General features: G+C 41.6%; 2 protein-coding genes. Both read right to left on the bottom strand.

Annotation, left to right across the window (positions count from 1 at the left end; genetic code table 11):
• Window positions 1-12 precede the first annotated feature (12 nt).
• Window positions 13-14,595 carry a T9SS type B sorting domain-containing protein gene (locus tag IL355_RS02235; protein ID WP_192460575.1) on the bottom strand — a complete coding sequence of 4,861 codons (14,583 nt, stop codon included), beginning with the start codon at window positions 14,593-14,595 and terminating at the stop codon, window positions 13-15.
• Window positions 14,596-16,716, bottom strand: coding sequence for a PorP/SprF family type IX secretion system membrane protein (locus tag IL355_RS02230; protein WP_192460574.1), 2,121 nt, complete (start codon window positions 16,714-16,716; stop codon window positions 14,596-14,598).
• Window positions 16,717-16,719: the final 3 nt, after the last annotated feature.

Below are 16,719 nucleotides of genomic sequence, written 5' to 3'. Positions count from 1 at the left end.
AGGTTAAGATTTTTATCGATATAGGGTAAAGTGTCCAACAAACTCTCGGTCGTCATTTTCACCTCTGAGTTTTATTACGTACCAGTAATCTCCGGTTGGTAATTCCTTCTGCTGATACGTTCCGTCCCAGCCACGATCGCCGGCACCTAATCGGTACACCTCTCTACCATAACGATCAAAAATTATGGTTAGTATCTCAGGGAAGCCTTCATCGTTTTTAGGCTTCCAGAATTGATTTTCCGAATCTCCATTTGGGGTAAAGAAATTAGGAATATCAATGTCTATAAACTCCATTTCTATACTGGCAGATACCTCACAACCATTGGCATCGACAACGGTAACTATATAAGTATCGGTCCTGTTGATATAGTACGTGTTATCGGTACCGTAGTTGGTATCTCCAAAGTAAATAGTATACTCTTCTCTTCCACCAGTAACAGTGGCCACAATCTCATTGATGTTACCTTGTGAAAGGGTCAGTTCCAATGGGTCAAAATGCTCTATTTCGAACTCGTGGGTAACGATACATCCGTTTTGGTGCGAAATAGCAACGTAATGTGTTCCGGAACTTAAATCCCTAAAGAAAGGATTTAATTGCATTTGAGCCGGATCAGTAGTATCAAGACCGTACAATACCTCATCGGAAATACTTTCATCTTCCAGTAATATGTTTACATAATTGTTTGCCGTATCTCCGTTACATCCGTATACCGGCTCAATGGAAGCATCAAGATTTACACCGGGATCAATTGTTACAAATACATTCTCCTCACAACCATTGGCATCTTGAATAAAGAGTATATAATCACCTGCGGCTAAGCCTGAAATTTGGGTCCGATCTTGAACAAAAGTGGTTTCATTTACCAAACGTGTACTGTAAGGAGCTGTCCCCCCAGTAATAGTTAATTCAATTGAACCGTTTTCTTCTCCTACACAAACTTCTGGTAATGCTATTGCTTCAACCTCAATAATGCTAGGTTCTGTAATGGTATATTGTAATTCTATAAAACATCCGTTACCATCTTGGGCAATAACTGTATAGTCCCCAGGAGCTAAATCTTCAAAGACGTTTTCATCATCAAATCTATCTAGGTTTGGTGAAATGGAGTATTGATAATTTCCTGTACCACCCGATAGGTTAACGGTTATTTGACCGTCTTCCTCTCCATTACAAGTAACATTGATTACCTCATCTGTGTATTCCAATGGGGTAGGTTCTGTAATATCCACTCTTTGAGCAGGAGTAGTACAATCTTCACTGTATACATTCACATAATAAGTACCAGCAATAAGATTTCTGAACTCACCCAGAGGTTGTGGACCTGCAATTCTTGATGCGGGATTTAAGGTAGCATCCGTATACAATTCGTATTGATAGTTACCTAATCCGCCTTCGGCATCTGCATAGATAGTGGCGGTATTGTCGCCGTTACAGTTAATCACTGCCGCCGAAGTGTCCACCGTTAATGTCAATGGATCAATCATATCTTCCTCAATGGAATTGGAAAGTACCGCTGTACACATATTTACCGCATCCCTAACATAATATCTGTATATACCTGCAGATAACATACCTGAAAGCGGGAGGTTTACACTATTACCGATCATTGGCGACCACGTAACATTGTCATCGCTATATTCGTAAGTACCGCTTCCGCCAGAAGCACTCAATTCAAATTCAACTCCCGTAGTACAGGTCAACGGACTTGTTCTGATCAGTTGAGCCGTTACTTCTGTGGGATTTACAATTTCTACAATGAAAGTCTCATCGGAACAACTTACATCATCAGTTACGGTAATGCTATAGAATCCTGCCGCCAAACCATTAAAGGTAGCGTTAGATTGAGGTGCCGAAGTTCTTAATAGGTTTGAACCAACAGCATCATCATAAACATTTAATTGATACTGATAAACAGGAGTAATATTTCTAGGATCAACTGTAGCGGTCACACTGGCTGTATTGTCGTTGAAACAACTTAAGGTAGTTGCTGAAATACTAGCAACAATATCATCTGGTCTTACTAACGTGATGTTATCGGAAAGCACACAACTGTAAGCATCTGTTATGGTCACATGAAAATCTCCCGCGGACAATCCTGTGAAAATAAAGGCCTCCACATTAGTTTCAGTATAAACCTGTGAGGTAGTATTATTTTCAAGACGAATGGTATATGGTCCCACTCCACCTGTTGGATCAACCAAAATACTTCCTTGATCGTTGGAACAAGTTACATTGGCTTCCTCTCGAATAGTGGCCGTAATAGGCGCACTAGGAGAAAGAATGGTTATGGTGTTAGAATCGTCATCACATCGCGGAGCATCTGTAGCGGTTACCCTTACATAGTAGATGCCACCTGGTAAATTGGTGAATGGAGCCAAGGCTGTTGAGGTATTTCCTGTTCCTGCATAGCCAGCCACAGGATTATCATTTACATCAAATACTTGGTAGGTATAGGCACCAGTATAGTTGTTGATGACGATACTGAAACTACCATCATCTACTCCATCATTTAAACATTCTTCATCGGTAAGTTTGGTAGCGACTACTTCTATCATGTCTGGATCTTCAACAGAATGCACTGTTTCCAAGACACAACCCGTATCCAAATTGGTAATGGTAACTCTATAGTTTCCAAATTCTAAACCAATAAATGTTTCAGTATCATTACTAGAGTTGATAGTCTGTAAATAGGTTACATTAAGTCCTTCGACCACGAACTCCAAATTTGGTGTAGCCGTCGCCGGATTTATGGTAATACCTACTTGAATTTCTGCATCATTTGTAGGATTACAAGCGGCATCTTGGGTGGTAGTCACCACGGGATCGGTTATTTCTACAAAAGGAATTACCACATCGGAAGCAGAAATTGCGGAACATCCTGCATCATCATAAACCCTAAGTTCGTAGGTGCCACCAAGACCATCGGTTTCGTTGTAGGTCGTATTAGCACCGTCTTGCACCACAATGCCATCTCGTAAGAATACATATCGCACATAAGTACCTGTTCCGCCTGTTGCACCCGTAAAAGAAACAGTGGCGTTGTTCGTATTATTGCCAGCAGTACAACCGTATTGTACAATAGAAATAGCGTTTACTGTAATAGGGTCTTCCTCCGTAATGGTAACATCGGTCGTAATGGCGCAATTATTGGCGCCTCTTACTTCAACCGTATAAGTAATTCCTGCCGTGCTTCCGGTTAAACCGGTAAATGTCGCAGCAGTATTACTTGAAGCTGTTGGAAGAATAGGTGAACCTGGTGTACTACCATTCCCAGCAATAATCCTGAAGGTATAAGGTCCTACCCCACTATCCGTAGTACTTACGGTAATAGTACCATCATTGGCACCGTTACAAGTAACATTGGTGGAGTTATCTACATTAATAACCGGTATTACTTCCGGGGAAAGGCTTTGTCTAATAGTCGTACTACAAGCGTGGTTAACATCTTGGTCGGTAATGGTGAAAACATATTCTCCAATCGTGTCATCCTGGGTCAAACCAGTAAATATACCTGTTGTGTTGGCGTCGGTAGTTACACCATCGGGATATAGGACCGAATAATTGAAGTTACCCGAACCACCAGTTTGTGTGATAGTTATTTGACCTCCTGGATCTGTTGTAGAACAGTCAATCGTTTTTACCACCGTGGCCAAAGGAACGATTGGCTCATAAAGTTCGATACTTGCCGATGTTGAGGCAGAACAATTCCATTGGTCGCTTACGATTACTTGATATTGACCGGCACCCAAACCACTAAAAATAGGATTGGTCTGTATTGTCCGAAAATCATCATAAGTAGAAGTACCTGAATTGAAAATCTGTAATTGATAGCTGTAATTGCTTCCTTGACCTCCAGAAACATTGATTACCTCAATTTCACCTTCCAAGTTGGTACAGTTAGGTTGATTGATTCTTAGATCAGCGGTAATAGGTGTAGGATCTGTTAAGTTGACATCTGGTAAACGGAATTCACATCCGTTTTGATCGGCAATCCATACTTGATAGTCGATTCCAGCACCTGGGGCACCCGCGAGACCAGTAAATCTTGGGTTGGCGAAATAACTACCCGGAAAGGTAGGTCCAGGATCAGTGGTCGGAGCCACAAAATAGGTGTATCCTCCCCATCCGCCTTGCGAATCGATGATTTCAATAATACCGTTATTTCCATCACAAGTAACTTGGGTAACATCGGTGTTGGCTGATAATGGGTCTGATGGCCCTGCAATATTGAACAATTCCGAAGATACACAGAACGGATTGGAATCTTGGGTAATTTCAACGCGGTACTCCCCTGCCCCAATAGCGAATGGTGTTGTGGGCCCTACCCCTGCAGAAACTCCATTGGCAGCGGCGATAAGGGTATCGTCAGCCGTAGTGGTTGTTCCTTGGGAATTGTAAATTTGCCATGTAAATCCGCCTGCATATGGATTTATGGCATCTGAAATGGTAAAGCTTACGGTTCCATCCGTTCCATGACATTCCACATCTGTAGTGGTCACTGAAATTTCGAAATTATTAGGTTCTCCAACCGTATGGGAAACAGAAATGATACAATTGGTGTTGACATTTCTCACTTCAAATGAATGGCTTCCCGTAGGTAAATTGCTGAAGATATTGGATGCCTGGAAAGTTCCACTTGGCAATTGTCTAAACTCGTAATTGGCAAGACCTGCAGGTGTACTTGAATCTGTTATAGAACCGAAAGCATTGATGGTAATTTCCTCCCCTGTTAAACAAGTTATGGTTTGATTTACGGTTATCGTGGCCGATTGTAATTCATCAAAAGGTGCGATACTTGCTGTAGTGGTACCCACACAACCATTGTCATCATAAACATTGATGGTGTAGTTTCCACCTGCAAAATTCGTTTCTACGTAGGTGGCATCCGGACCATCTTGAACTGGTGTTCCGGGAGCAAGGTCATTAATGAATTCATACCTCACAAAATTATTGGAACCTCCGGTTGTATTTTGAACCGTTATGCTGGCATTATTTTCATTGTTACCAACCACACATGCAAATTCTACCGTTGGTGCCATGGTTACCGCAATAGGAGCCGGTTCTGCAATGGTAATTGAGCTACTATCGACCGTACAGTTATTGGAAGCAGCGGCCGTAATAGTAATAATATAACCTGCGGGTGTTGTTGTAGGGGCAAGACCGGTAAAGGTCGCCGTATTTGCTGTGGTACTGGTTGGCAAAATACTTGTAGCCGCCCCGTCAAATGAGGTTATTTCAAAGGTAAACGGACCGATTGGGGTATTAGTGGCACCAATGGTAATGGTACCATCAGAATCGCCATTACAGGTAACATCAGTGGTTGCAATCGTATCTACAATAGGTTCTATTCTAGCTGGTACCGAAATGGTAAATTCTCTATTACAAGTGGCGCTATTGGGCGTATTCGTATCGTAAATGGTAATGGTATAATCGCCTGCCAAGGGAGCATTGTAATCAAAAGGATTACTTGGGAAGGCGGTCTGTGCAACTGCCGGAGCCCCTGCTGTATTGGTAATTGAATATTCATAGCTGCCAGAACCTGCTAAAGCTTCAATGCTGATAACAGCATCTGGGGTAGCGGTACAATCCAATAATTTGGTCAGCTGTACATCGGCTGAAAGTACAGGGTGAACGGTATAAGAAGGTTGTGTAGCTATACATCCGTTACCATCCATAACATATACATCGTAATCACCTGGAGTTACATTATTGAAAACACCTCCATTATCGACATACGTACTAGGTGCTGGGTTTCCGGCCGTAACGATGGCATATCGAAGGTTACCAGCTGCTGAATTACCTACAGCGGTTAGACTTATAGGGGCAGCGCAATTATCTTGAGTAACCGAATCAATGGTCGGATTTGGTGACAGGTCAAGATTGATAGGAGCCATCGTAACCGAACAATTGTATTGATCGTACATGGTAACCGTATAATTACCTGCCGGTGAATTCACTGGAATTTCAATAGGATTGGTGGTTATACCCGTCATAGCGGTAAAACCTGCTGGACCTGTAACATCAAATGTGTAAGGGGCACCACCTCCTCCGGTAATGTTGTCAACGGTAATTAATCCAGGAAGGTTACAAGAAATGTCTCTCGTAGCGTTTGGCGTTCCGTTTAAAGCGTTTAATTCATTTAAGTAACTATTTTCACTACCGCCAGTACAGGAGTCTATAGTTCCATCAGACTGTACAATTTCTATGTAGTATTCCCCTTCCGTCAATCCGGTTATATTGATGGTATTGTTGAATAAAATATTACCTCCACTAGTCTGTAAGGCAATTGGATTGCCTACTTCAAAGAACTCCCATCTCATGTGGCTACTTGGTGTTCCCGGGTTGAGGGTATATTCTATTTCACCCGTAGAACCTCCAAAACAGGTTGGGGTTACTACTTCGGTTATTTCAATGGGTCTGGTGATAAGATCGTTAACGTTGATAAGGCTCTGACGCACACAACCTGTAGCATCTCTTACATAGAATACATAGGTTCTACCAGGCGTTAGGCCCATCCACGTATAAGCACCATGACCAGCAGGTACTGCATTTCCACCAGAATCTGTAGAAGTTCCGGTTTGCCAAGTTGTTGTTAAAGGATCAAAATTTGCTGGATCTTCAGAATAGGCATATTCGTATGGTGCAACACCAGCAGTACCTTGTACACGAACTTGAAGGTCGTTACAATTTACTACGATGGCACTTATACTTATATCTAGGTTATCCAATGGATATGGAATAATATACCTGTCAAAATCTCGCTGACAAACAGTGCCGCTAGGTAGGGTCACCCGTATAGAGGGGAATACCTCTGTACCTGATACGTGCCCTCTTAATTCATTGGATAATTGCCATGATGTACCGCCATCATGACTGTATTCAACGGTTCCACCGGTAGGTGTAACTATGTTATCGAATTCAAATCCATATTCGTTTGGGTCTGGATCATTACACGCAGCCGGTAAAATAGGGTTGATGTCCGCTGTAATTTCTACGGCATTGTTAATGGTAACGGTAGATGAGGTTACGGTACAGCTATCTTCATCAGTAATGGTAATTTCATAATCCCCTACTCCAATACCATTAAAGGTCAGGGTGCTGGTGAATACATTCGTATTGGTATTGCCATAGTCGATACCGTCTGCCGGACTTAAATCCACCAATTGATAGGTAAAAGGTCCGTTTCCACCACCTACGGTTACATCAATAAAACCTAAGCCATCATAACATTCTGGATCCGTTGGAGTACCAGATACGGTCAAAGGTGTGGAGGGTGTAAGGATGATATCTTCCTGCAAAAAGGAGCAAACAGGGGCGGTTCCACCATTATCTTGTACATACAAATCAAACCCTGCCGGATTTGCCGTTGCCATGGCATTGGTAACCGTAAAGGTGTTGGATCCGCCGTAAAACCCAGTTGGGCTTGTGTTGGCTGGCACAAAGGCATATACATAACTTCCATCGCCACCGGTAGCATTAACCGTAATGGTTCCGTCATTACAAGAACTAATTTCGTCAATATCTATAGATACTACTAACTGAGGTTCAATAGTTACCGTTTGTTGTACGGCCATACAACCATAACCATCCCTTACATCAATAGTATAAGTGCCGTTCGATAAATTTTCAAAGGTGTATGTTACTGCTGTACTTGGATTGGGTGTAATGAACGGACCACCATCCAAACTAAAAGTATAATTACCGTTTCCTGCGGTAACATCTACTTGTATGGTGGCATCGTTGGCACCTGCATAACATGCGGTTTCGGATGTTGTAAAAGTGGGAACTGCTGGGGCCGTTACTGAAATAGGGCCATCAATAGGATCACTACAACCATTGGTATCCCTCGCTCTTACGATGTAATCTCCTGCTGCTAATCCTGTAAATACAGCATTATTTCCGTTGGTAGCAAAATCAAAACTTGCTATTGGATTTCCTAAATTATCCTCTAGTTGGTATTCATAAGCCGGCGTTCCTCCGGAAACTGAAGCAGTTATGGTAGCTCCCGTATTGTCACATGTAAATTGTTCCGTAATGGATGCGGTAGTAACTACGGGAGTTGGCTCGGTTAAAGTTTGATTCAATGTAACGCTACAACCGCCTATTGGATTATCAACATCGCGCACTACAATGGTATAAGCTTGGGCTGCTAAACCTGTGATTTGCTCGGCGGCACTAAATGGACCTACGAAGGGGTTGCCATTAAGGCTATATTCAAAACCACCTGCACCATAATTATCCGCATCAATGGTAATCGTACCCGAACCATCTCCGTTACAGTCCAAATTTTCAAACGAAACAATGTTCGCTTCAAAAGCATGCCCGTTTTCTACGTTGGCATTGGTGTCTACTGTACAGTTGCTTCCGTAATTAACAGTGATGGTATGTAGACCTACGGCCACATTGGCAAATACATTGGACGGCTGTGCCGCGCTTCCATTCAAACTATAGGTATAAGAAGGGTCATTGGGTAAAACCGTAATCGTTCCTGTACCATCACAGCTATATACAACAGATGTCGAAAGTGTAGGTTCCACTGGTAGGGGAGCAATAATAATATCTGCCAAAGTAATTCCACACGTAGTGGCATTGGCGTCCCTAACGCGTATGCTATAAGTACCGTCGGTTAGAGAGGTAAATGTGTGACCGCCAGTGGTAGAGGCCGTCCAAGCACCTCCGTTGATGCTGTATTGATAATCTCCTGAACCACCGGAAGTTGGAGTTATACTGCCAATAGTAATCTCTCCATCAGTGGTACAGGTATAATTTTGTGTGAGTGTAGCTTCCGCAACTATCTGTGCAGGTTCATTTATGGTAACATTTTGTACAACGGATTCACAATTGTTGGAATCCCTAACTCGTACGGGGTAAGTTCCAGCGGATAAATTGGGGAAGGAATCTCCGGTAACATAGGTTACTCCATTATCAATGCTGTACATAAAAGGAGTATTACCACCCGAATCCACCACAATGGCTATAGAACCATCAGTGCCACCAAAACAGCTAACATCGGTGGGTGTTGGAGTAAAAGCAATAGGTGCATCTTGAACTACTGTAAGAGTGTGAACCGCTGAACAATAACCGGCATTACCACCATTGTCCCTTACATGAATATCATAATCCCCAGCTGCAGATACGCTTACTGGATTGGTATTGTTAAAATCACCATCTACCACAGGAGTTCCGTTTAGCACAACAGCATATACGTAATTATTGTCTCCGCCAGTGGCAGTAATACTAATATCGGTTGAGGTGGCGCAGGCTGTAATGTTAGGTGCGGAAGCGCCTACCGTCAATTGTGGATCAATTGTAATCGTTTCTAATGTTCCGGTGCAGCCAAGACCATCTTGAACATTAATGGTGTAGGTGCCGTTGGAAAGTCCGGTAAAAGTATAGGTCGTATCAGTACTTGGTGTAGGAGTTACCCAAGGATTTCCGTTGAGGCTGAAGGTATAATCTCCGTTACCACTGGTCACATCAACCTGAATAGTTGCGGTATTTCCGCCAGGATAACAAGCCGTGGGTGTAACAGTAAAGGCAATGGGGTCAATAGGGCTAACCGTAAGGGAGGTATCAATAACATCTTCACATAAGTTGACATCCCTTACACGAACGACATAATCTCCCGCTGCTAATCCTGCAAAAACAGTATTATTTCCGTTGGAGGCGAAGTCAAAACCGGCTATGGTACCTCCCAAATTATCTTCTAATTGGTATTCGTAACCTGGAGTACCACCCGTTGCACTTGCCGTAATAGTTGCACCACCGTTGGTACAAGTAAGCTGGGTTGTAACGGAAGCACTGGCCACTACTGCTGTTGGTTCTGTTATAGAATGCGTAAGCGTTCTGGAACATGTTATTTCATCCGATTTTCTCACCACTATGGTATAGTTACCAGCACCTAATGGTGTCGTAGTAGTAACCGGTGAGGTGGTAGCATTAATAAATGCACCTCCGTTAATGGAATATTCAAATCCGGCAACGGCATCAAAATTTTCTGCTTCTATAGTAAGGGTAGCGTCTGTATCGCCGTTACAAGTGGCATTGGTAGCACTAGTAATAGCGGCTGTAAACACATTACCTGCAACTACGGTAACCGGGGTTTCTACGAATTGCTCACAAACCTCTGGTACTTGGTGTACAGTAATATCATCAAGCACAAAATCATTACCATTGTTACCGGTAATTTCCGATCTAATTACAAAATCTAACGTGGTATTCGCACCTGGATTTAAGGTTGCGGTAAACTCTACCCAATCACTTGGTCCTGTATTTTTTGGTATGATACCTGTTCTAATTGATTGGATAACGTTGGTTGTTCCGGCCTCTCTTATTTCTATGGTTAAATCAGGATCGAGACCACTCCTACCCTGACGCATTAAATTAAGAATGTAAAGCGAAATACTTAAATCTTGATTGGGGATTACGTCATTGATTTGTTTGGAATAGATGATTTGAGAAGGAGTTGGTGTCCCAACATTCATTACCAAATATCTACCTTGACTTGCACGCGTACCGGTGGTATGGTCAATTGGGCTAAGCCAAGAACCAAATGGAGCAACGATATCACTGGTTACGGAATATTCAAAGTCGTTGATATTGCTATTTGCGTCTCCCGGAGGATCGGAAGTTTGATCTTCATACGTATAGCCACTAGTATTCGGGCTAGGTATGGTTTCTCCGCTACCAAAATCTTCACTTAATAAAATACTTGGCGTTGGAGGGGTTTGCGAAGTATAATAGGTGGTTACGGTATAGGTGCCTGCTGTAACATTATTAAAAATATTGCTAGTTGGGTCAGGTGAATTGAGAACACCGTCAAGCGCATAGGTATAGTTGTATGTAGCAATATTTGGTGTGGCCGTTATAGTACCTGTGCCATCACAATTATAACTCACTTCGGGAGTTAAGGTTACTTCAGGCTCATCAGGTACATCTTCTACCGAGACCGTCATTGGGAATTCACAAGAACCATCATCAACAATTACAGTGTAATCTCCTGGGGGTAACACCGCAACGCTTGATGCACCATAGGTGGCACCCCCATCAAAACTGTATTGATAAGTACCTGAACCCCCGGTAACATTGGTTACCCTTACCTCTGCCCCATTGGGGTCACAAGTAGCATCTCTTGAAACACCTGTTGAAGCACTTAAAGGAAAAGGTTCGCTCAAAACATGGGTCTGAGATTGATCACATCCAGAGCTATCCAATACTCTTATGGAGTAACTTCCAGCGGAAAGATTTACAAAAGTTGGCGTAGTTTGGTAGGTGGTACCACCATCAATACTGTATTGATAGGGGGCTATTCCACCTGTTATGTTTATTACAATTTCCCCATCGGCATCACCACTACAGGAAGGTTGGGTTTCACTAATGGAATCGATACTCATGGTACCGTTATCATTTATGGTCACCTCATTGGAGAAAGCAAAACAGTTGTTACCATCAACCACTACGAAGGAATAGGTACCATCTTCTCCCGGAAAATATTCCTCCACATCATCAGCATCGGTATCTCTCCATCCAAATACGAAATTGGGATCTGTATCGTATGCATCACCTGGAATGGAAGCTACATCTGGGTAAAGGTTTACTCCATTTCTACTCCAAATAGCATAGTTGTAATCTGGATTTGGGTATCCATTGTTGGCTGTAAGTTGAATAACCCCTGCCGTACAGCCAATATCACTAATGGTCAAGGCTGAAATTGTGGGATCAGGAGTTCTATCTACTCGTACGTTTTCAGTATAAGTACAACCATCTTCAGTTGACGCTTCAATGATATAATCACCTTCATTTACCTGAAAGGTATGGGTATTATTTGTACTAGCCGTTTCATCGTCAATCAACGTACCGTCATCTCTTCTAAGTACGTAGGTATAGTTGGGCTCAACATTTAAGATGTCAATTTTAATAGTGCCCTGATCATTACAATTGGCGGGAGTAGTTTCTACATCTACCTGAAAATCCCTATCAAGAATTCCGATGTCGGGGGTGCTAAATATACAGGCATTGGGTATGGGATTACCAGAGCTATCCAGTTGAGTAATATCCACTCGATATGCACCATTGTTTGCAATATCAAAACTTGGTCCGTTATTAGCACTAAAAGGCACTACAATGGTCCCATTCGCTACATCAACTAGTTGAAAACCGTAATTACTTCCTAAATTGGTAATGGTAATGTTTCCATCAGTATTACAAATGATATCCCTGGAAGTGTGATTTATGTCAAGCTCGTTTTGATAGACATCAAAATAGAATCTACTGAAACATCCATTTTGATAACTAACTACCAATCGGTATTTTCCTGCTGAATTAGCTGTGAAATTATTTCCTGATGCTTCAAAGCTCCATTGGCAGGTAAGATTTTTATTGGCACAATCATCCGGGGCCGGTAAACAACTTGATTCATCTAAGCGTTCCCATGTAAGATTGGCGTCCGTAATATTAATTTGTAATAGTTGGGAATCGTTTGAACCACATAGGAATATATTGGGTAAAAGATCACCATCAACGCTACATTGTACTATTTCTCCTTGAATGTCGTTGGTAGGGTCGGCATCGGAATTCAAGGCATTAAAGTAATCAACTATGGGATTGGTTTGAACAGTACCAAACCTTTCAACAATAATTATTTCTTTAAAGCCTTTACAGGGGTCTGCAACAATTTTGTCAACAATATAAGTTCCTATGTCATTGACAACAAGTGTACTGAGGTCTCCATCTGGGTTTCCATCGTTAAGAACCGGATCAGATGGGTCTATTTGACCGTTATTGTTGTCATCCCGAACCCAAATGTAATCATCAAAATTATCTCCTGCATCAAGGGTAACATCTAGCCCACAAAGTTGAACGGTTCTTGTAAAATTACAGTCGGAAAGGTCGTCTAAAAGAAAGTTGGTGGCACCAGGAGTAACAAATCCACAGGTATCAAAGTCTGAGACACTAGGGTCATCGGTGATTTGGTTATCGTTTATAACACCTTCGTAGGTTGAAAAAGCAAGGTTTTGGATAAGATCCGTACAGGCATCTATAAAATCAAAGCAGTTTTCTGCTACTTGTACCCTCATCCGAATGCTAGAGGCCGGTTGCCCTACCCTAACTAGATTAGACGGAATATTAAAAACGACTTCCCTTGTTGCCGGATTGAAATTATAAGAGGTACCAGTGGGCATCTGTAAATTGCTTTCATCCAAGGTTACATTTATGGGAAGTATATCCCTAATGGTATAATTTGCGGCATCATCGTTTCCAAGGTTTTCGAAGGTGAGCACATAGTCTAAAATTTGACCTAAGTTTACTCCCTGTCCTGTAATATCATTACCACTAATGTCTTCAACACGTTTTTCAAGTACAATATCCGGTTCTATAATCTCAACATTAAAGGAATTAAAGAATGGATAATATTGATCTCCGTTGGTCTGAAACCTAAAAGTAGCAGCGGTTTCATTGTTTGGAATGACTGAATTGGAGGGGTTATTTACCAAAAAAATATCTGTGTCATACCCTAGGGTATTTATACTTGCAGGGTTTCTGTTAGTTGTGACGGTGCCATTAAGAGTAATGTTACTATTAAAAAAGTTGGTTGAAGGGTTGGCTCCGTTGCTTAGAGTTGTAAAACCACCATTGCTGGCAGCTCTAATTCTCAACCGATCTCCTGTAATCCTGAAGTCACCTTCTAAGGTGGCCGCCCCTACATTAGCCCTAACCGGACCAGCTGGAATGGTATTAAACCCTGAGTAATTAACATCTACTTGGTCAGTATCTCTAACTCTTGCAAAACCGTCAAAAGTGGTGATTAGTTTACCCGTTAGGTTTGGATTTTCATATACGATAACCAATGTCCAACCACCTGTTGAACCCCCTCCAGGAGTGAGCCCTCCGGTAGTGGCCCTTATATTTGCAACGGTATAGTCCCCTGCGGGGTTTGCCAAAGGGGTAATTAAATTGGTTACATCTGCATAACAAGCATAGGGGCTATTTTCTCGTACAGAAGCATCGGCACTGGTAAAACCATCATAAAGAATCTCATCGGCCGTAATATTTATATAGGTTCCTCCTGGAACCCTAAATCTTACTTGGTTAAAATCATTTTGCCTCCCCTGTCCTACGGGAATGTTATTTTGTGTATAATTTCCGGGAGCGGTATAAGAACCATTAGCTGTAGCACTGGGGTAGGTTGCGGCCCAGTACAAAGCAGCATATCTAATGCGATTACAATCTGGGTTTGGAAAATTAAAGGTTGCCGTGCTCGAACTAAATGTAGAGGGATCAGAATCTACATCTATATACTGCATATTTTTATAGTCATTGTAATTGAGTCTACCTCCTGTTTCCGTGTTCCAATCGTTATTGTTCGTATTTAGATTGTTGTAGGGGTCATTTGCTTCAGTGGTAGACGTACCCCCATCCCTATTTAGGATACTATTGGAAATAAATGTAAGATCACCCTTAATATTTGTTTGATACCTATAATTATCACCAGATGGGTATGTTCTTGTAAAAGAAGTATACTCTTGGGAAAAAACGGTGCAAGTGACCATGAATAGGACACCTGTAAGAATGTTTTTAATATATTTTGGTATCATTTAGGCTAGTAGGTTTGGTTTGACTCGCATAATCCACATCTTGTCGTTGTACGAATCGTTTAGGTTGGTGTAGTAGGATATTAGGGCATTGTTCCAAGATTCATGTCTTTTTAAATAGACATATCTCCAATTGTTTTCTGGGTTGATAAAGTAGCTTGCGCTTAACCCGTAAGAGTTTAAAAGTTTTACAAACCGATTGGCATTTTTTGGACTGGCGAATACATTCGCTATGATATAATAACCGCTTCCAATACCATCAATTTTATAAGTCTTGCTGGTTAATTCCTTCGAGGCAACTTGATCTTTAACAATTACATTTTGTTGAAGCACATCATTTTCATACTTGGCAGATTTCTCCTTGAGTTTATCAACGTTACTGGCGTAGGCCTCATTGCTGTATTTATTGTCAACATTCATAATCCATAGGTCTCCATTGTAGTTACCGTCCATTTGAGTGTTGTGGGCATTGACAGCTTCATCCCATGTATCGAATCTTTTTAGGTACACATATTTAAGTCCATTGGATGGATTGTCTATATAGTTGGTTTGGTCAAAACCCTCATCGTTCATTTTGTTCAGGAAATTGTCCATGTATTTGCCGCCCTTATAAACGTTGGCAACTACATAGTAACCATCTTGTACCCCATCTAAATTTTTAAATTTTCTACTTTTAATGGGTTTAGATGAGTTGTTTGCAGCTAATTTTTGAATTGCCACCGGTTCATTTTTCTTTGCATCGGTGCTGGCCAGTTCCTGGGTTTTGGTTGCCCTGATGACCGCATCTTTTTCGGCCTTCGTTAATTCTGTACTGTTTGGTATAATTTGGTTGTTTGTTGTATTCTCCGTATCAACTACGGGTCTTGTTTTGTTTCCTAGGAACATGGCCTCGGCACGGTCTTCAAGGTCAGGTCTGCTTCCATTGGTTTCATTCCTAACCATACTCATGACCATGTTAAAGCGTCTTTCCAAATCCCTTTGTCTACTAGCTTCCATGGAATCTTGACGGAACATCAACTCTTCAATAATGGCATCGTTTTCTGCTAGTTTTCTCCTTAATTCGGCAATTTCCTCGTTGGATGCGAGATTATTTTTATCTATATCCTCGCTATCAGCAAGTTCATCTTCATAGTCTTCCTCTAGCATTACCCTGTCTTCTGTAAGGTTAGGAGTAAAGGAATAGGCAAAAGAAATTTCGTGTGTTATTCCTAGATTGTCAAAGTCGGTAGTAAATCCTTTTTCCATGGTGTATCCCAAGGAAAGTCTTTTATTGATATTAAAACCAGCACCGGCAGAAGCTCCATAAAAACTGTCATATCCGCCTTGTAACCAACCAATTTTGGGTAGATCTAAAATGAGACCTCCACCAAAGGATATATCCTGCGTTTCTTCAGTGTCATCCGCAGCAAATCTGTTTTGGCCGTTCATTCTTACTCTGGCCAAAGGCATTAATCTACTACCTTCCATTATACCTGAGTCATTGGTAAAAGGATGGGTGTATTGCAAATGTGCAGAATAGGTCTTGTCCGCAAAGTCGGTTAAGGATTCGCTTGTCTTTAAATTATAATCAAAGAGATTTTCGGCAAAAACACCAAAATCAAATTGCCCATAGGATATATTGAAGCCCGGTTGAAATGAAAGAACATTACTATCTTCTGTACCGTTGAGTCTAAAATCTTCGGCATCAATAACATCAACATTGTTTCTATCCAGTCCTGTACTGTAATATGCCAAATTGCCCCCAAAAGTAAAGTTGCTTTTTTCGCTTAGTTTAATGCCATAGGCATAGTTTGCCAAAACACCGATATTGGATACCGGACCAATGGATTGGGTATAAAGGCTAAGTCCTAAACCACTTCTATCCCCTATTCTACCGCTGTAACTTAGAAAATAGGTTTGGTCATTATCCTTAAACTGTACCGATTGGTTTCGGTGTAATAGGTTGATGTACGATTTATCTTCCTGTACAGTGGAAAAGGTAGGGTTGATCAAAAACCTATTGAATTTCAATAGGTTTTGTGATGCCGGACTGTACAGGAGAATAGGATCGTCTTCTTGTGCCTGAAGATTAGTGAGACCTAGGACAGCAAAAAGTATGAGTGCTATTTTTTTGGCAAGTTTCATGAT

The sequence above is a fragment of the Euzebyella saccharophila genome (genome assembly GCF_014855495.1).
GTDB classification, from domain to species: Bacteria; Bacteroidota; Bacteroidia; order Flavobacteriales; family Flavobacteriaceae; genus Euzebyella; species Euzebyella saccharophila.
The sequence above is the reverse complement of the archived record's forward strand: the minus strand, read 5'-3'. Positions and strand labels throughout refer to the sequence as shown.